The organism is Streptomyces sp. NPDC045899, assembly GCF_056431485.1.
On the sequence record NZ_JBWKKP010000003.1, the window covers coordinates 317,170 to 333,959 of the forward strand.

Genomic DNA, 16,790 nt, shown 5'->3' on the forward strand with positions numbered 1-16,790 from the left:
CGACCCCGTGCCGCCACCGGAGACGACGCTAGGCCGCGGGGGAGCGGGGACCCATCCTGCTGGCCGGTGAACCGGGGGGCCGCTCTCTCCACCCAGGGGAGGGGGGACAGCCCTACCCTCCCGATGCAAGCCCCTTACACGTAAAGGGATTTGGCTTGATCACCCTGATGGCCGGGAGTTGTCTGCGTCACACCTTCCGGGAGATCTTGAATTGGTCCGGTCAATCGGTCAGGGTTTCGAGTCAGCCCGGGGAGTACTAGTGATTTCCCCTGGGCGTGTGCGCACTCAGTGCGATTCCCCCCACAACCGCACGAGGAGGATTCCCTCGTCATGGCAGTACACAAAAAGCGCAGCGCGCGTCGCATCGGCCTCGCCGTCGCCGCGGCGGCCGCCGTCACCGGCGGTGCCTTCGTGGCTCTTCCGGCCGGCGCCGCCACCAACGCCCCCGCTGAGGGCAAGGTCTACGGCACCGAGTCGAAGAACGCCGTGGACGGCAGCTACATCGTCATGCTCAAGGGCGGCAAGACCATCCGGGCCGCCTCCGAGGGCAAGGACCTCGCCAAGGAGTACGGCGGCACGATGCGCCGCAGCTTCGACTCCGCGATCAACGGCTTCTCGGCGAACAGCCTGAGCGAGACCGAGGCCAAGCGGCTCGCCGCCGACCCGTCGGTCGCCAAGGTGATCCAGAACCACCGGTTCACGATCAAGGGCACCCAGGAGAACCCGCCGTCATGGGGCCTGGACCGGATCGACCAGGACGACACCAAGGGCGACAAGAAGTACGCCTACCCCGACACCGCGGGTGAGGGTGTCACCGCCTACGTCATCGACACCGGTGTGCGCACCTCGCACAAGGACTTCGACGGCCGCGCCACCTCCGGCTTCGACGCCATCGACAACGACGAGGACGCCGACGACGGCAACGGCCACGGCACCCATGTGGCGGGCACCATCGCCGGTGCCGACCACGGTGTCGCCAAGAAGGCCAAGATCGTGGCCGTGCGCGTCCTGGACAACGAGGGCTCCGGCACCACCGAGCAGGTCGTCGCGGGCATCGACTGGGTGACCGAGAACCACAAGGGCCCGTCGGTGGCCAACATGAGCCTGGGCGGCGGGGTCGACGAGGCGCTCGACGCGGCCGTGAAGAAGGCCATCGACGCCGGTGTCACCTTCGCGGTGGCGGCGGGCAACGAGTCCTCCGACGCCGGTCAGAGCTCCCCGGCCCGGGTGAAGGAAGCGATCACCGTCGCCTCCAGCACCGAGAAGGACGAGCAGTCGGACTTCTCCAACTTCGGCTCCGCGGTGGACATCTACGCCCCCGGTTCGGACATCACCTCCGCCTGGAACAACGGCGACGACGCCACCAAGACCATCTCCGGTACGTCCATGGCCAGCCCGCATGTCGCGGGTGCCGCCGCGGTCTACCTCAGCGGTCACAAGGACGCCAAGCCGGCGGACGTCGCCAAGGCCCTGACCGGCGGCGCCACCGCCGACAAGATCACCAACCCGAGCGAGGGCACGCCGAACAAGCTGCTGAAGGTCGTCAAGTAACGCCTTCGGTCCCCTGCGGCAGCCCGGCCGCCGCACCCCCGGTGGGTGCGGCGGCCGTCGGCGCGGTCCGGAGGGCCGACGCCACCCGGGCGCTCAGGCGCTGAGCAGGACCGGGACGGCGGCGCGGGATTCGTCGTAGCGGCGGAGCAGCAGACGGGCGATTTCGGGGGCGGGACCGAGGACACCGGCGAGCACATCGGCGCCCGCCTCGTGGGCGCCGTGGGCGATACGGTCCGGGAGCCGGCCCGGGGCGATGACATACGGGGCCACCGCCACCCGCCGGACACCCTCGGCACGCAGCGCGCGGACCGCGTCCTCGGTGCGGGGGAGGGAAGCGGAGGCGAACGCGGGTCGCACGGCGCACCATCCGGTGTGCCGCCACTCCCGCGCGATTTCAGCGATCACCGCGATCGCCTCCGGGTCGGTGGAGCCCGCCGAGGCCAGGACGACCCCGGTCGAGCGTCGGTCGGCCGGGCGCAGACCGGCCTCGTACAGCCGCCGCTCCAGCGCGTCGGTGAGCAGCGGGGAAGGGCCCAGCACCCCGGTCTGCCGGACGGTCAGCCGGGGGTGCCGGGCGGTGGCCTCGCGCAGCACCGCGGGGATGTCGGACTTGGCGTGGAAGGCGCGGGTGAGCAGCAGGGGGAGCGCGGCGACATCCGTCACGCCCTCGGCGGCGAGCCGGGCCAGCACCTGGCCCACGCGGGGGGCGTTGAAGTCCAGGAAGGCCGCCTCCACCCGCAGCCCCGGCCGCAGCGACCGTACCCGCGCGCAGAGCGCGCCGACGGTCGCCGCATGCCGGGGGTCGCGGCTGCCGTGGGCGATGACCAGCAGGGCCGGGGACGTGGCGGACATCAGTGGGCGCTCGCCAGCAGACCGCGGCTGCGCAGCACGCGGCGTTCGATCGGGGCGAAGACCAGCAGCTCGATGGCGATGCCGACGACCAGGATGAGGGTGATGCCGAGCAGCACCCCGGCCATATCGGAGTTGTTGCGCTGGTTCTCCAGGTACTGGCCGAGCCCCAGGCCGAGTTCGGGCGACTTGGCGATGATCTCGGCCGCCATCAGCGAACGCCAGGAGAACGCCCAGCCCTGCTTGAGCCCCGCGACATAGCCGGGCAGTGCGGCGGGCAGCAGGATGTGCCGGGCGCCGACCAGACCGCGGGCGCCCAGGGTGCGTCCGGCCCGCAGGAACAGCGGCGGTACCTGGTCGATCCCGGCCACCAGACCGTTGGCGATGGAGGGGACCGCGCCGAGCAGGATGACGGTGTACATCATCTGGTCGTTGAGGCCCAGCCAGATCACGGCGGGCGGCACCCAGGCCACCGACGGCAGCGACTGCAGTCCGGACAGGATCGGTCCCAGCGCGGCCCGGACGAACTTCACCCGGGCCACGACCAGCCCCAGCGGGGTGGCGATGGCCAGCGCGATGAGGAAGCCGAACAGCCCGCGGGAGACACTGGTCCAGACGATGTCCAGCAGCTCTCCCTGGAGCCAGAGCTCTCGCAGCGCGTCCCAGACCAGCCCCGGGTCGGGCAGCTTGTAGTCCTCGGTGACCTCGGCCACGACCAGCAGCTTCCAGATGGCCACCACCAGGGCGACGGCCACGATCGGCGGCAGCACCTTCTGCACCAGTACCTCGGTGAGCGGGGTGCGCTTGATCTGCACGGTGTCCAGGGCGTCCAGACCGGCTTCCAGGCCCTCCATGTCCCGGGCGTCCTTCTCCCGGACCGCGGTGGTGCCGGTCGTGCTCTTCTCGGTGGCGGACACGCCGTTGGCGTCGGTCGCGCCGGTGGTCTCAGGCCCGGCCATGGCGGCGGATCTCCCCACGCAGTTCTTCGGTGATCTCTATGGACAGGTCGGCGACGGCGGCGTCCTCGATCCGGCGCGGCTGCGGGATGTCCACGCTCCAGTCGCGGACCACCCGGCCGGGACGCGAGGACAGCAGCACCACGCGCTGGGCCAGCCGGACGGCCTCGCGGACGTTGTGGGTGACGAACAGGACGGAGACGCCCGTCTCGCTCCAGATCCGGGTCAGTTCGTCGTGCAGGACGTCACGGGTGATGGCGTCGAGCGCGGCGAACGGCTCGTCCATCAGCAGCACCCGGGAGTCCTGTGCCAGCGCGCGGGCCATCGCCACGCGCTGCCGCATCCCGCCGGACAGCTCGTGCACCCGCTTGCCGTAGGAGCCGCCGAGCCGCACCAGCTCCAGCAGCCGTTCCGCCTCGGGCCTGCGGTCGGCCCGGGGCACGCCGCGCAGCCGCAGCGCCAGTTCGATGTTCTTGCCCGCGGTCAGCCACGGGAACAGCGCGTGCTCCTGGAACATCAGGGCCGGCCGGCCGCCGGGGACCTCGATGGTCCCGGCGGTCGGCCTGTCCAGCTCGGCGATCAGGTTGAGCAGGGTCGACTTGCCGCAGCCGGACGCGCCCAGGATGCAGACGAACTCCCCGGGCCGCACCGTGAGGGTGATGTCGTCGAGGACGGGCTGGACGGCGCCGGCCCGGCCGAACGCCTTGTGGACGTGGTCGATGCGTACCGCCGGGTCCGCGGCGACGGTCGCGGTGGTACCCGCCGGATCGGCCTTCTCGGTGGTCAGTGCCGGGGACATCCGGTCACCTCCTGGTGGGTGCGTACGGGGAGCGGGCGGCGGACTACTGCTTGCCGAGTCCGGCGGCCGACACCGCCGGCTTGCCCTCGGCCTTGAGGACCTTGTTGAGGAGGGTGAGGTCGTAGATGCCCTTGAGGTCCGGCTCCTCCAGCAGCCCCGCCTTGACCGCGTGGTCCGCCTCGGTGTTCAGCGTCGAGGCCAGCGGGTCATCGGTGACCTGGATGCCCTTCCACGCCGGGTCGATGACCTCCGCCGGGAGCGGCTTGCCGGTCTCCGCCTTGAGCGCGGCATTGGCCGCCGCCTTCGCCTTCTCGGGCTCGGACGTGATCCAGTCGTTGGTGCGGACCGAACCGCGCAGCACGGCCTCGACGACCTTCGGGTGCTCCTCGAGGAACGACTGCTTGACGATCAGATTGGTGATGACGAACTTCTTGTCCGGCCACAGCGAGGACTCGTCGAGCAGCACCTCGGCCCCGTCGGCGACCAGCTTGGAGGCGGTCGGCTCGGGCACCCACGCACCGTCGATGGCACCGGACTTATAGGCGTCGGGCGTCACCTTGTTGTCCGAGCGGACCACCGACACATCGCCCTTGCCGCTCTGGGCGTCGACCTTCCAGCCCTTCTTGGCGATCCAGTTGAGGAACGCCACGTCCTGGGTGTTGCCCAGCTGCGGGGTGGCGATCTTCTTGCCCTTGATGTCGTCCTCGGACTTGATCTTCTTCGGGTTGACGACCAGCTTGACGCCCCCGGAGGCCGAGCCCGAGATGATCCTGAGGTTCTCGCCGTGCGACTTCACATAGCCGTTGATGGACGGCGAGGGGCCGATCCAGCCGATGTCGATGGAGCCCGCGTTGAGCGCCTCGATCTCCGAGGGCCCGGCGTTGAAGACGAAGGGCTGCACCTTGGTACCGCCCAGCGCCTGCTGGATGTGGCCGCCCTTGCGCAGCCCCACCAGGGCGGTGGCGTGGGTGAGGTTGGCGAAGTAACCGACCTTCACCTTGTCCAGACCGTCGACCTTCTTCCCGCCCGCGGCGGGGAGGGCGGCTGCCCCCTGGTCGTCGTCCTTCTTCTGGGACCCGTAGCCGCAGGCGCCGAGCGCGCCCAGCAGCAACGGGAAGACGGCGGCGGCCGCGAGGAGCCGGGTGCGGCGGCGGGAGAGCCCGGTGGGCCGGGCGGCGGCGGGGCGGTCGGTGTACGACACGGGAGGCGGTCCTCTCGCAGGGGCCGGACAGCGTCAGGTGACGCCCGGCAGGTCACGGGGTCTTCGGATCCGGTGGAGCGGGGCAGAGCACGGCATGGGGCTACGCATCAGCACACACATCGCCCGACCCCTCCCTGGCCGCTGCCACGGGCGCCGCTGCCGACGCGGCCGCCCTCCTTCGCGAAGGTCGAGAACGCTTCTCCGGCCATGATCAGAAATCCCACCCGTCGTCCTCGGACTCGTCCTTGACGGGCTCGGGGGAGGCGAACGACTCGCCGACCATGCCCGCGGTGAGCGTGGTGCCGTCGCTGGGGTCGATGAGGATGAAGGAGCCGGTGCGGCGCGAGTCGGCGTAGGAGTCAACCGGCAGCGGTTCGGCGGTGCGGATCTTCACCCGGCCGATGTCATTGGCGACCAGCTGTCCCGGGTGCGGGTGCAGGGACAGGTCGGACAGCGTGAGCCGGGACGGGATGTCCTTGACGATCGCCTTGACCGTGCGGGTCCCGTGCTTGAGCAGTACCCGGTGGCCGACGGTCAGCGCCTGGTCGGCGACGTGGCACACGGTCGCCTCGATGTCCTGCGTGGTCGCCGGGGCGTCCTTGCTGGGCACGATCAGATCGCCGCGCGAGATGTCGATGTCGTCCTCCAGCAGGAGGGTCACCGACTGTGTGGTCCAGGCGACGTCGACCGGCTCGCCCAGCAGCTCGATACCGGAGATCCGCGACGCGCGGCCGGACGGCAGCACCGTCACCGCCTCGCCGACGCGGAAGGAACCGGCGGCGATCTGGCCCGCGTAGCCCCGGTAGTCCGGTTGCTCGGCGGTCTGCGGCCGGATCACGAACTGCACGGGCAGGCGCGCGTGGCAGTGGCTCAGATCGTGGCTGACCGGGATCGTCTCCAGGTGCTCCAGGACGGTCGGGCCGCCGTACCAGTCCATGGTGGCGGACGGCTCCACCACGTTGTCGCCGGCGAGCGCGGAGATCGGGATGGCGGTGACCTCGGGGACGCCCAGCTCGGTCGCGTACGCCGTGAACTCCTTCGCGATCGCGGCGAAGACGGGCTCCTTGTAGTCCACCAGGTCCATCTTGTTGACGGCCAGCACCACGTGCGGCACCCGGAGCAGGGCCGCGATGGCGGCGTGCCGGCGGGTCTGCTCGACGACGCCGTTGCGGGCGTCGACGAGGATCACCGTCAGCTCGGCGGTGGAGGCACCGGTGACCATGTTGCGGGTGTACTGCACATGGCCCGGGGTGTCGGCGAGGATGAACCGCCTGCGCGGGGTGGCGAAGTAGCGGTAGGCCACGTCGATGGTGATGCCCTGCTCGCGTTCGGCGCGCAGGCCGTCCGTCAGCAGCGCGAGGTCCGGGGCCTCCTGGCCGCGGTTGCGGGAGGCGTGCTCCACGGCCTCCAGCTGGTCGGCGAGGACCGACTTGGAGTCGTGCAGCAGCCGGCCCACCAGGGTCGACTTGCCGTCGTCGACGGAGCCGGCCGTGGCGAACCGCAGCAGGGTGGTGGCCGAGAGCTCCTCGGTCGTGATCGTGCTCATGCTTAGAAGTACCCCTCGCGCTTGCGGTCTTCCATCGCGGCCTCGGAGAGCTTGTCGTCGGCGCGCGTCGCGCCGCGCTCGGTCAGCCGGGACGCGGCGATCTCGGTGATGACCTGCTCCAGGGTCACCGCGTCGGAGTCGACGGCACCGGTGCAGGACATATCGCCGACGGTGCGGTAGCGCACCTGCCGCTTCTCGACGGTCTCGTCGTCCTTGGGCCCGCCCCACTCGCCGGCCGTCAGCCACATCCCGCCGCGCTGGAACACCTCGCGCTCATGCGCGAAGTAGATCTCCGGGAGCTCGATGCCCTCGCGGGCGATGTACTGCCACACGTCCAGCTCGGTCCAGTTGGAGAGCGGGAAGACACGGACGTGCTCACCGGGTGCGTGCCGGCCGTTGTAGAGGTTCCACAGCTCGGGACGCTGGCGGCGCGGGTCCCACTGCGAGAACTCGTCGCGGAGGCTGAACACCCGCTCCTTCGCGCGGGCCTTCTCCTCGTCGCGCCGTCCGCCGCCGAAGACCGCGTCGAACCGCTCCGCCTGGATCTTCTCGGTCAGCGGCAGCGTCTGCAGCGGGTTGCGGGTGCCGTCCGGGCGCTCCTTGAGCACACCGCGGTCGATGTAGTCCTGCACCGACGCGATGTGCAGCCGAAGGCCGTGCTCGGCGACGGTGCGGTCCCGGTAGTCGATGACCTCGGGGAAGTTGTGCCCGGTGTCCACATGGAGCAGGGAGAAGGGCACCGCCGCCGGGGTGAACGCCTTCAGCGCCAGGTGCAGCATGAGGATGGAGTCCTTGCCACCGGAGAACAGGATCACCGGCCGCTCGAACTCGCCCGCCACCTCGCGGAAGATGTGCACCGCCTCGGACTCCAGCGCGTCCAGGTGCGACAGCGCGTAGGGGTCGCCGTCGGCGGCCCCGGTGCCGTTGATCGCAGCCGCGGTCGTCGTCATGCCAGTCCCCTCTCGCCGAGCAGCGCTCGGAGCGCCGCGGCGGATTCCAGTACGCCCTGCTGATGTGCCTCGATGCGCAGGTCCGGGTCGGCCGGGGCCTCGTACGGGTCGTCGACCCCGGTGAGCCCGGTGAGCTCGCCCGCCGCCTGCTTGGCGTAGAGCCCCTTGACGTCCCGTTCCGAGCACACCTCGACCGGCGTGGCCACGTGCACCTCCAGATACGCGGTGCCCTCCTTCTGGTGACGCTCGCGCACCGCCTCGCGGCTGTCCGCGTACGGGGCGATCACCGGGACCAGCGCCTTCACCCCCTGGGAGGCCAGCAGTTCGGCGACGAAGCCGATCCGCTGGACGTTGGTGTGCCGGTCCTCGCGGGAGAAGCCGAGCCCCGCGGAGAGGAACTCCCGGATCTCGTCGCCGTCGAGCACCTCCACCCGGTGGCCCTCACCGCGCAGCCGCTCGGCCAGGGCGTAGGCGATCGTGGTCTTCCCGGCGCTGGGCAGACCGGTCAGCCACACGGTGGCTCCGGTGTGCAGGGGCGCGCTCATCTCGTTCTCCTGGTCGACAGCCATCAGCCGTGCAGCCCGCATTCGGTCTTGGTGCTCCCGGCCCAGCGGCCGGAACGTGCGTCCTCGCCCTCCAGCACCCGCCGGGTGCAGGGCGCGCAGCCGACCGACGGATAGCCGTCCATCAGCAGCGGGTTGGTGAGCACACCGTGCTCGGCGACGTAACGGTCCACGTCGGCCTGCGTCCAGCGGGCGATCGGGGAGACCTTCACCTTCTGCCGCCTGGCGTCCCAGCCGACGACCGGGGTGCCGGCCCGGGTCGGGGACTCGTCGCGGCGCAGCCCGGTGGCCCAGGCGTCGTACTCCCGCAGCCCCTCCTCCAGCGGCGCGACCTTGCGCAGCGCGCAGCACCGGTCGGGGTCGCGGTCGTGCAGCCGCGGACCGTACTCGGCGTCCTGCTCGGCCACCGTCCGGCGCGGGGTGAGCGTGATGACGTTGACGTCCATCACCGCCGCCACCGCGTCCCGGGTGCCGATGGTCTCGGGGAAGTGGTAGCCGGTGTCGAGGAAGACCACGTCGACTCCGGGGAAGGCGCGGGAGGCCAGATGGGCCACCACCGCGTCCTCCATCGAGGAGGTGACGCAGAACCGCGCACCGAAGGTGTCGGCCGCCCAGCGCAGGATGTCCAGCGCCGGGGCGTCCTCCAGATCACGGCCCGCCCGCTCGGCGAGCGTCGCCAGATCGTCTGTCCGCTGGATCCCGGTCATGTCGTGGTGCCCCCTTCTCCGCCCGGATCGCGCCGCAGGCCCTTGGCCAGCAGCCCGAGGAACGACAGGCGGAACGCGCGGTTGCAGGAGGCGCATTCCCAGGCGCCGTGGCCCTCCTCGGAGGGGCGCAGGTCCTCGTCCCCGCAGTACGGGCAGTAGAACGGCGCGGCGCGCTCACTCATGACAGCGCCTCCTCGTCGGCCCGCGCGGCCCAGGTGGCGAACCGCTCGCCGTCCTGGCGCTCCTTCTCGAAGCGGCGCAGCACCCGCTCGACGTAGTCGGGCAGTTCATCGGCGGTGACCTTCAGGCCGCGCACCTTGCGGCCGAAACCGGGCTCCAGGCCCAGCGCGCCGCCCAGGTGCACCTGATAGCCCTCGACCTGGTTGCCGTTATCGTCCATGACCAGCTGGCCCTTGAGACCGATGTCGGCGACCTGGATCCGGGCGCAGGCGTTGGGGCAGCCGTTGAGGTTGATGGTGATCGGCTGGTCGAACTCGGGCAGCCGGCGCTCGAGTTCATCGATCAGCGTGGAGCCGCGGCCCTTGGTCTCGACGATGGCCAGCTTGCAGAACTCGATCCCGGTGCAGGCCATGGTGCCGCGCCGGAACGGGGACGGCTTGACCTGGAGGTCCAGCGCCTCCAGTCCGGAGACCAGCGACTCCACCTGGTCCTCGGCCACATCGAGCACGATCATCTTCTGCTCGACGGTGGTGGTCAGCCGGCCGGAGCCATGGGCCTCGGCCAGGTCGGCGATCTTGGTGAGGGTGGCTCCGTCGACCCGGCCCACACGCGGGGCGAAGCCGATGTAGAAGCGGCCGTCGCGCTGGCGGTGGACACCGATGTGGTCGCGCCACTGCTGAACGGGCTGCTCGGGCGCGGGGCCGTCGGCCAGTGCGCGGCCCAGGTACTCGTCCTGCAGCACCTGCCGGAACCTCGCGGGACCCCAGTCGGCGACCAGGAACTTCAGCCGGGCGCGGTTGCGCAGCCGCCGGTAGCCGTAGTCGCGGAAGATGGAGACGACCCCGGCCCAGACCTCGGGTACGTCCTCCAGCGGGACCCAGGCGCCGAGCCGGACGCCGATCTTGGGGTTGGTGGACAGACCGCCGCCGACCCACAGGTCGAAGCCGGGTCCGTGCTCGGGGTGGCGCACCCCGACGAACGCCACATCGTTGATCTCGTGGACGACGTCGAGGACCGGGGAGCCGGAGACCGCGGTCTTGAACTTCCGCGGCAGGTTGGAGAACTCCTTGCTGCCGATGTAGCGGCGGTGGATCTCGTCGATGGCGGGGGTGCCGTCGATGATCTCGTCCTCGGCGATCCCGGCGACCGGGGAGCCGACGATCACGCGCGGGGTGTCACCGCACGCCTCGGTGGTGGACAGCCCGACGGCCTCCAGCCGCTTCCAGATCTCGGGTACGTCCTCGATCCGGATCCAGTGGTACTGGACGTTCTGCCGGTCGGTGATGTCCGCGGTGCCGCGCGCGAACTCCTGCGAGATCTCGCCGATGACACGCAGCTGCTCGGTGGTCAGCCGTCCGCCGTCCACCCGGACCCGCATCATGAAGTGCGTGTCGTCGAGCTCCTCGGGCTCCAGCACGGCGGTCTTGCCGCCGTCGATCCCGGGCTTGCGCTGGGTGTACAGACCCCACCAGCGCATCCGGCCGCGCAGGTCGGCGCTGTCGATCGAGTCGAATCCGCGCTGTGCGTAGATCGTCTCAATGCGTGTCCGCACATTGAGACCGTCGTCGTCCTTCTTGAACTGCTCATTGCCGTTGAGCGGAGTGAAGTGCCCCGCGGCCCACTGGCCTTCGCCGCGGTGGCGTCCGGCCTTGCGGCGGGGTGATGCGCTTGCGCGTTCCGGGGTGGCGGCCATGGCGGTGTGTCCTTCTGAGCGGCTCGGTGCGGCGGATGGTGCTCGCGCGCACCCTCTGACCTGCGATTCTGTGCAGGCGGGCACGGCGCTTCGGCGGTACCGGGTGCGATGGTGCGGCGGGGGAGGTCCCACGGCCGCGCCCGCCCGCGTCGTCGGGGGCGGTGGTCGGGGGCGTCGGGGACGGTGAGGTGCTGCCCGGGGCCTCGGGGGGCCCTGAAGAGGTGCGGGTCAGCCCGCCGGACAGATCGCGCTGGACATGCGGCCGAGGTCGACGTGGCGTCGACTCACCAAGGCAATTCCAGCTCGAGACATGGAGGAAGCGTGGCACGGTGGTCTCGGGGGAGTCCACCGCCATCCACTATCTGGACGTTGATGTCTTGCATGGCGAGACGTTGTGGTGTGGGTCACCCCTCCGTCTCGGTGGTGACGTCGAAGACCCGGAAGCCGCGCCGCTGGTAGTTGTCCAGCGCGTACGGCCCGTCCTTGCTGCAGGTGTGCACCCACACCCGCTTGGTCGGCGGCTGCCCCGGCAGCCGCTCGCCCTGGTCCCAGGCGCGGCGGATGCCCCAGGTCAGCAGATGGCCGCCGATCCGCCGGCCGCGGAAGGCGGGCAGCAGCCCGAAGTAGAGGATCTCGACCACGCCGTCGTCCTGGCGCTCCAGCTCGATGTACCCGGCCGGGGTGCCGTGCTCGTACGCCACCCAGGTCTCCACACCGGGCCGGTCCAGATGCTCCTGCCAGCGCTCGTGCGACCACACCAGCCGGTCGGTCCAGGAGACGTCGGCGCCGACGGAGGTGTAGAGGAAGCGGCTGAACTCCGGGCTCGGCACCTCCGCCCGGACGATCCGCACCCCCGCCCCGGCCGCGGGCTCCCGCGCCGGACCGAGGTCGGCGGGCGAGGTCTGCTCCAAGGACCACGTGGTCACTGTGATGCTCATGGTGGACAGACAACCACGGACCGGGGGACGGCCGGGAGCCGGGCGGTGGCCGCGGCAAGCGGTTGCCCGGAACCGGTGGACGGCGGGCCGTTCCATGGGCCACCGTGGGAGCGCTCTTTTGACATGTCTCGCACAGACGGCACGCACCCCGCCGCCGGTGCCGGAGGAACAGCGCCGCGTCCCGGGGAGGTCCACGGTCCGCCCCGGTGATCCCACTGATCCGGCTGATCCGACGACGAGGGAGATCACTCCATGATCCGCACCCGCACCGGCACCCGGGCCGCCGCGCTGTTCGGTGGCGCGCTCCTCGCGGCCACCGGTCTCGTCACCGCCCAGGGCGCGGTGGCCGCTCCCGCCCCGGTGGCCGCCACCGCGCCGACGGCCGCCACCGCCCCGGGCGCCGCGGCCGTCGCCAAGCTCAGCCACGCCGACGCGACCGCGCGCCTGCGCGCCGCGGGGGTCAGCTGGACCTCCAGCGGCGGCTGCTCGGACCGCAACAGGCCGACCTGTACCTCGTTCGAGCAGGTCAACCTGGCCACCATCCAGGGCGCGACCACCCTCAAGCAGGCCAGCGGCTGTGCCCTCACCATCACCGGTGGCACCGAGACCGGACACGCCTCCGGCACCTACAGCCACTGGAACGGCTACAAGCTGGACTTCAGCCCCACCAGCTGCCTCAGCGGCTACATCACCCGCACCTTCACCAGCATCGGCCCGCGGCCGGGCGACGGGGCCCAGCAGTACCGCTCCGGCGCGGGCAACATCTACGCCCGCGAGAGCAACCACTGGGACGTGCTCTTCCACAACTGCGGCGGCTGCTGATACCGGCCCGCGTGTCGGCCCGGCTGCAACGCGGCGCAACCTTTGCGCCCGTCCGTACCCGGGCCGGACAGTGGGCCCGGCGGGCGGAGGGCGGTGCCGAGTCGGCGCGGCATCCCCTCCGCCGTCGCACGGGCGGACACCCTGATGGCCCCTGCGCGCGGACCCGCGCGGGGTGCGCCGCGGGCGCGCGGGCCGGTCGCCGGGTGAGCCGGGGTGAAACCGCCCGATACGGTGAGAAGGTGCAGCCAGCGAAAGAACTGTCCAAGCCGTCCGGCCGGCTCCACAAGGCCCGTGCCCTCTACCGCAATGTCTCCAAGCGCAGGATGGTCTGGCTGCTGCTCAAGGACACCGTCAACTCCTGCATGGAGCACCGGGTCACCGGGCTGGCGGCCGAGGCGGCCTTCTTCACGCTGCTGTCCCTGCCGCCGCTGCTCCTGGGCCTGATCGGGCTGCTCGGCTACTTCGACGCCTGGACCGCCACCGAGACGGTGGCGACCATCCGGCAGAACATCCTGGACGCCTCCGGGACCGTCCTGTCCGACCAGGGCGTCAAGCAGATCGCCCGGCCGCTGCTGGACGACGTCATCGAGGGCGGCCGCCCCGACGTGATCTCGCTCGGCTTCGCCATCGCCCTGTGGTCCGGCTCCCGCGCGGTGAACGTCTTCGTGGACACCATCACCATCATGTACGGGCTGGAGGGGCGCCGCGGGATCGTCAGGACCCGGCTGCTGGCCTTCCTCCTCTACCTGGTCGCGCTGGTCGTCGGAGCGGTGGCGCTGCCGCTGATGGTCATCGGGCCGGAGGCGGTGGTGGACCTCCTCCCGGCCAGCGGCGGTCTGGTCCGGATCCTGTACTGGCCCGTGGTGATCCTGCTGTCGGTCGCCTTCCTCACCACGCTGTACCACGTGTCGGTGCCGGTCCGTTCGCCCTGGCGCGAGGACGTCCCCGGCGCTCTGGTGGCCCTCACCATGTGGGTGCTCGGCAGCTTCCTGCTGCGCATCTACCTGGTGCACACCGTGGAGGGCCCGACGATCTACGGCTCGCTGGCCGCGCCGGTCGCCGTACTGCTGTGGATCGGGGTGTCCGCCTTCGCGGTGCTGGTGGGGGCGGCCGTCAACGCCGCGATCGACCGGGTCTGGCCGTCCGTGGCCACCGCCGCGGGGCGCGCCGAGCAGGCCGCCCGGGTCCGGAAGCAGACGGCCCGGCTGCGCGCCAGGGACCAGCGCACCGCGGACGACGGCGCGGCCGAGATCACCCCACCGTCGGAGTTCCCCGAGCGCTGGGCCCAGTTCCTGCCGCACGATGATCTCCGGGCGCGGCTGCACGGCAGACGGGAGGCGGGGGAGCGGACCGGGAACGGCGCCGCGAAGCCCAGGGGGAAGCGCGCGGGGGATCCCGCCGAGAAGCCCGCCGAGAAGCCCGCCGGGCGGGCAGCCGGGAACGGCGCCGAGCGGGCGGCGCGTACGGAGAAGCCCGGACGCGCGCCCCGGCAGGGGCCGCGGCGGCCCGAGGCCGACACCTCGGCGGACGGATCCGCGGAGACCACGCCGGAGAGCACCGCGGAGGGCGGCCGGCGCGCCGGAACGCCGCCGTCCTAGCCCCATCCCCAGCGGACGAGACGTTCCGTCTTGCCAATGCGGCACACCCTGGGTAGGGTTCACGATATCGACGCGAGACGGACCGTATCGTTTCGCTTCATCATCGCCGAGAAACCCGAGGAGCCGCATCTCCATGACCGCCACCCCCGCCGCAGGCCGCGTCTGGTTCATCACCGGTGCGAGCCGGGGACTGGGCCGGGCCTTCACCGAGGCCGCCCTCGCGGCGGGCGACCGCGTCGTCGCCGTCGCCCGCACGCTTACCGCCCTCGAGCCGCTGGCCGCCGAGCACGGCGACCGGCTGCTCACCCTCCCGCTGGACGTCACCGACCGCGCGGCCGTCCACACCACGGTCGATACCGCCGTCCGCCACTTCGGCCGTCTGGACATCGTCGTGAACAACGCCGGGTTCCTCGCCATGGGGATGGTCGAGGAGTTCGGCGAGGCCGAGGCCCGCGCCCAGATGGACACCAACTTCTTCGGCGCCCTGTGGGTCAGCCAGGCCGTCCTGCCCACCCTGCGCGCCCAGGGCAGCGGTCATCTCGTCCAGATCTCCAGCGTCGGCGCGCTGGGCGGCCATCCCCTCACCGGGCTCTACAGCGCCAGCAAGTTCGCCCTGGAGGGGATGAGCGAGGCGCTGGCGGCCGAGGTCGCGCCCTTCGGCGTCAAGGTCACCCTCGTCGAGCCCGGCGGCTACTGGACCGACCTCTACACCACCGGTCTGGCCGCCACCGAGCCGATGGACGTCTACGCGCCGCTGCGCGCCGATTTGGAGAAGCGGTTCGCCGAATCCTCGATCGACAGCCTGCCCCACCTGGCGGCCGAGGCCGTGCTGAAGCTGGTGGACAGCGATGACCCGCCGCTGCGGCTGCTGCTCGGCAGCGCCGTCTACGACCTGGCCTTCGACCTCTCCCAACGCCGCATGGACACCTGGGCGGCCTGGGAGGAGACCAGCCGCGCCGCCGAACGCGCCGTCGAGGCGCCCGAGGGCTACGGGGCTCCCGCCGCCGGGGCGATCTGATCGGTTCCGGGGGCGCGCGGAAAAACCCGTGGTGCCGATCCGGCCGCCCGACTACAGTGATGCCGACCCGATCCGGTGGCCGTCCGGCCACCGCGGTCCGATACGAGACGTGCGAGAAGGAGGTGTGACCGATGGCTGTCTTTGCGCTGGGCGCTGCCCGCAATCAGGAGTTCATCACGTCCACCTCCGTGGCCTCCGGCTGATCCCACGTCATTCCTCCGCGCCGAGCGGCGCGTGCCGGGGCCACCCTTGTGAAGGGTCACCCCTTGTCATCCTCTTTCGCTTCACCGTCTTCCCTCCTGGGCATCTCCGAGGACCCGCTCGCCCCGTACGGCTGGGACGAGGACTGGGAGGCCGTGTTCGCCCCGTACGCCGAGCAGGGACTGCTGCCCGGCCGGGTCATCCGTGTGGACCGCGGCCAGTGCGACGTCATCACCCGCTCGGGCACCGTGCGGGCCGACACCGAACTGGTCACGCCCCACGACCCGATGCGGATCGTGTGCACCGGTGACTGGGCCGCCGTCGACTCCGGCGGCGACCCGCGCTATGTGCGGACGCTGCTGCCGCGGCGCACCGCCCTGGTGCGCTCCACCTCCTCCAAGCGGTCGGACGGCCAGGTGCTGGCCGCCAATGTGGACCACGCCGTGATCGCCGTCTCCCTCGCCAACGAGTTCGACCTGGGCCGCCTGGAGCGGTTCGTGGCCCTGGCCTGGGAGAGCGGCGCCCAGCCGCTGGTCGTCCTCACCAAGGCCGACCTGGTGCCCGACCCCGCCACGCTCGGCCATCTGGTCGAGGACGCCGAGACGGCTGCCCCCGGTGTCCAGGTGCTGCCCGTCAGCTCCGCCACGGGAGAGGGGCTGGACGTGCTGTCCGCCGTGCTCTCCTCCGGCACCGCGGTACTGCTCGGCCAGTCAGGTGCGGGCAAGTCCACCCTGGCCAACGCGCTGATCGGGGAGTCCGTCCAGGAAGTGCAGGAGATCCGGGACAGCGACGGCAAGGGCCGTCACACCACGACCACCCGCGATCTGCTGCCGCTGCCCTGGGGCGGTGCGCTCATCGACACCCCGGGGCTGCGCGGGGTGGGGCTGTGGGACGCCGGAAGCGGTGTCTCCCAGGCGTTCGCCGAGATCGAGGCGCTCGCCGAGGAGTGCCGCTTCCACGACTGCGCCCACCGCACGGAACCCGGGTGCGCGGTGCTCACCGCGGTCGAGGACGGCTCGCTGCCGGACCGGCGGCTGGAGAGCTACCGCAAGCTGCTGCGGGAGAACGAACGCCTCGCGGCCCGGACCGACGCCCGGCTTCGGGCCGAGATCCGGCGGGACTGGAAGCAGAAGCAGGCGTTCGGACGGCATCTGGCGGAGATCAAGCGCGGACCGCTGCGCAAGCCGTAGCGGGTGGCGGAAGACATCGGCACCGGCC

At 71.4% G+C, this 16,790-nt stretch carries 16 protein-coding genes; 5 read left to right on the plus strand and 11 right to left on the minus strand.

What is annotated here, in order from left to right; translation table 11 throughout:
• Positions 1 to 330: 330 nt before the first annotated feature.
• Positions 331 to 1,551: a S8 family peptidase gene (locus tag AC07FT_RS06065; RefSeq protein ID WP_479174324.1), complete on the plus strand. Its 1,221-nt coding sequence runs from the start codon at positions 331 to 333 to the stop codon at positions 1,549 to 1,551.
• Positions 1,552 to 1,644: 93 nt separating this feature from the next.
• Here AC07FT_RS06065 and AC07FT_RS06070 read toward each other — a convergent pair whose 3' ends face one another.
• The 11 genes from AC07FT_RS06070 to AC07FT_RS06120 form a co-directional block, all read right to left on the minus strand.
• Positions 1,645 to 2,403 (minus strand): sirohydrochlorin chelatase, encoded by a 759-nt coding sequence (locus AC07FT_RS06070; RefSeq protein WP_479174326.1) that lies wholly within the window; start codon positions 2,401 to 2,403, stop codon positions 1,645 to 1,647.
• Positions 2,403 to 3,359, minus strand: coding sequence for an ABC transporter permease (locus AC07FT_RS06075; protein ID WP_479174328.1), 957 nt, complete (start codon positions 3,357 to 3,359; stop codon positions 2,403 to 2,405). The genes AC07FT_RS06070 and AC07FT_RS06075 overlap by 1 nt, the downstream gene beginning before the upstream one ends.
• Positions 3,346 to 4,155, minus strand: coding sequence for an ABC transporter ATP-binding protein (locus AC07FT_RS06080; protein ID WP_471193101.1), 810 nt, complete (start codon positions 4,153 to 4,155; stop codon positions 3,346 to 3,348). The genes AC07FT_RS06075 and AC07FT_RS06080 overlap by 14 nt, the downstream gene beginning before the upstream one ends.
• Before the next feature lie 43 nt (positions 4,156 to 4,198).
• The gene (locus tag AC07FT_RS06085; protein WP_479174330.1) at positions 4,199 to 5,356 is read right to left on the minus strand and encodes an ABC transporter substrate-binding protein; all 1,158 of its coding nucleotides are present in this window, start codon (positions 5,354 to 5,356) and stop codon (positions 4,199 to 4,201) included.
• A gap of 211 nt (positions 5,357 to 5,567) precedes the next feature.
• Positions 5,568 to 6,902 (minus strand): sulfate adenylyltransferase subunit 1, encoded by a 1,335-nt coding sequence (locus AC07FT_RS06090; protein WP_471193106.1) that lies wholly within the window; start codon positions 6,900 to 6,902, stop codon positions 5,568 to 5,570.
• 2 nt (positions 6,903 to 6,904) lie between these two features.
• Positions 6,905 to 7,852, minus strand: coding sequence for a sulfate adenylyltransferase subunit CysD (gene cysD, locus AC07FT_RS06095; protein ID WP_479174332.1), 948 nt, complete (start codon positions 7,850 to 7,852; stop codon positions 6,905 to 6,907).
• Complete coding sequence (gene cysC / locus AC07FT_RS06100; RefSeq protein ID WP_471193604.1) at positions 7,849 to 8,421, minus strand: adenylyl-sulfate kinase; 573 nt, start codon at positions 8,419 to 8,421, stop codon at positions 7,849 to 7,851. Before cysC ends, cysD begins: the two co-directional genes overlap by 4 nt.
• A complete protein-coding gene (locus AC07FT_RS06105) occupies positions 8,421 to 9,122 on the minus strand; it encodes a phosphoadenylyl-sulfate reductase (RefSeq protein WP_479174334.1) in 702 nt (233 codons plus the stop codon). Before AC07FT_RS06105 ends, cysC begins: the two co-directional genes overlap by 1 nt.
• Entirely contained in the window at positions 9,119 to 9,304 is a 186-nt protein-coding gene (locus AC07FT_RS06110; RefSeq protein WP_254737387.1) for a hypothetical protein, read from the minus strand. The genes AC07FT_RS06105 and AC07FT_RS06110 overlap by 4 nt, the downstream gene beginning before the upstream one ends.
• Positions 9,301 to 10,995, minus strand: a complete 1,695-nt coding sequence (locus AC07FT_RS06115; RefSeq protein WP_471193113.1) for a nitrite/sulfite reductase — start codon at positions 10,993 to 10,995, stop codon at positions 9,301 to 9,303. Before AC07FT_RS06115 ends, AC07FT_RS06110 begins: the two co-directional genes overlap by 4 nt.
• 404 nt (positions 10,996 to 11,399) lie before the next feature.
• Positions 11,400 to 11,933 (minus strand): GNAT family N-acetyltransferase, encoded by a 534-nt coding sequence (locus AC07FT_RS06120; RefSeq protein WP_479174336.1) that lies wholly within the window; start codon positions 11,931 to 11,933, stop codon positions 11,400 to 11,402.
• A 252-nt stretch (positions 11,934 to 12,185) separates the two neighbouring features.
• Between AC07FT_RS06120 and AC07FT_RS06125 the strand changes: the two genes are divergently transcribed.
• The 4 genes from AC07FT_RS06125 to rsgA all read left to right on the plus strand — a co-directional run bounded on the left by AC07FT_RS06125 (position 12,186) and on the right by rsgA (position 16,762).
• Entirely contained in the window at positions 12,186 to 12,755 is a 570-nt protein-coding gene (locus tag AC07FT_RS06125; protein ID WP_479174338.1) for a hypothetical protein, read from the plus strand.
• A 239-nt stretch (positions 12,756 to 12,994) separates the two neighbouring features.
• Positions 12,995 to 14,353 (plus strand): YhjD/YihY/BrkB family envelope integrity protein, encoded by a 1,359-nt coding sequence (locus AC07FT_RS06130; RefSeq protein WP_479174340.1) that lies wholly within the window; start codon positions 12,995 to 12,997, stop codon positions 14,351 to 14,353.
• A gap of 133 nt (positions 14,354 to 14,486) precedes the next feature.
• On the plus strand, positions 14,487 to 15,371 hold the full coding sequence (locus AC07FT_RS06135) for an SDR family oxidoreductase (protein ID WP_479174342.1): 885 nt from the start codon (positions 14,487 to 14,489) through the stop codon (positions 15,369 to 15,371).
• A gap of 266 nt (positions 15,372 to 15,637) precedes the next feature.
• Positions 15,638 to 16,762, plus strand: a complete 1,125-nt coding sequence (gene rsgA / locus AC07FT_RS06140; RefSeq protein ID WP_479174344.1) for a ribosome small subunit-dependent GTPase A — start codon at positions 15,638 to 15,640, stop codon at positions 16,760 to 16,762.
• Positions 16,763 to 16,790 lie beyond the last annotated feature (28 nt).

Coding starts and splice junctions, on each gene's coding strand:
- AC07FT_RS06065 (WP_479174324.1), top strand. CDS start 331: ATGGCAGTACACAAAAAGCGCAGCGCGCGTCGCATCGGCCTCGCCGTC.
- AC07FT_RS06070 (WP_479174326.1), bottom strand. CDS start 2,403: ATGTCCGCCACGTCCCCGGCCCTGCTGGTCATCGCCCACGGCAGCCGC.
- AC07FT_RS06075 (WP_479174328.1), bottom strand. CDS start 3,359: ATGGCCGGGCCTGAGACCACCGGCGCGACCGACGCCAACGGCGTGTCC.
- AC07FT_RS06080 (WP_471193101.1), bottom strand. CDS start 4,155: ATGTCCCCGGCACTGACCACCGAGAAGGCCGATCCGGCGGGTACCACC.
- AC07FT_RS06090 (WP_471193106.1), bottom strand. CDS start 6,902: ATGAGCACGATCACGACCGAGGAGCTCTCGGCCACCACCCTGCTGCGG.
- cysD (WP_479174332.1), bottom strand. CDS start 7,852: ATGACGACGACCGCGGCTGCGATCAACGGCACCGGGGCCGCCGACGGC.
- cysC (WP_471193604.1), bottom strand. CDS start 8,421: ATGGCTGTCGACCAGGAGAACGAGATGAGCGCGCCCCTGCACACCGGA.
- AC07FT_RS06105 (WP_479174334.1), bottom strand. CDS start 9,122: ATGACCGGGATCCAGCGGACAGACGATCTGGCGACGCTCGCCGAGCGG.
- AC07FT_RS06110 (WP_254737387.1), bottom strand. CDS start 9,304: ATGAGTGAGCGCGCCGCGCCGTTCTACTGCCCGTACTGCGGGGACGAG.
- AC07FT_RS06115 (WP_471193113.1), bottom strand. CDS start 10,995: ATGGCCGCCACCCCGGAACGCGCAAGCGCATCACCCCGCCGCAAGGCC.
- AC07FT_RS06120 (WP_479174336.1), bottom strand. CDS start 11,933: ATGAGCATCACAGTGACCACGTGGTCCTTGGAGCAGACCTCGCCCGCC.
- AC07FT_RS06125 (WP_479174338.1), top strand. CDS start 12,186: ATGATCCGCACCCGCACCGGCACCCGGGCCGCCGCGCTGTTCGGTGGC.
- AC07FT_RS06135 (WP_479174342.1), top strand. CDS start 14,487: ATGACCGCCACCCCCGCCGCAGGCCGCGTCTGGTTCATCACCGGTGCG.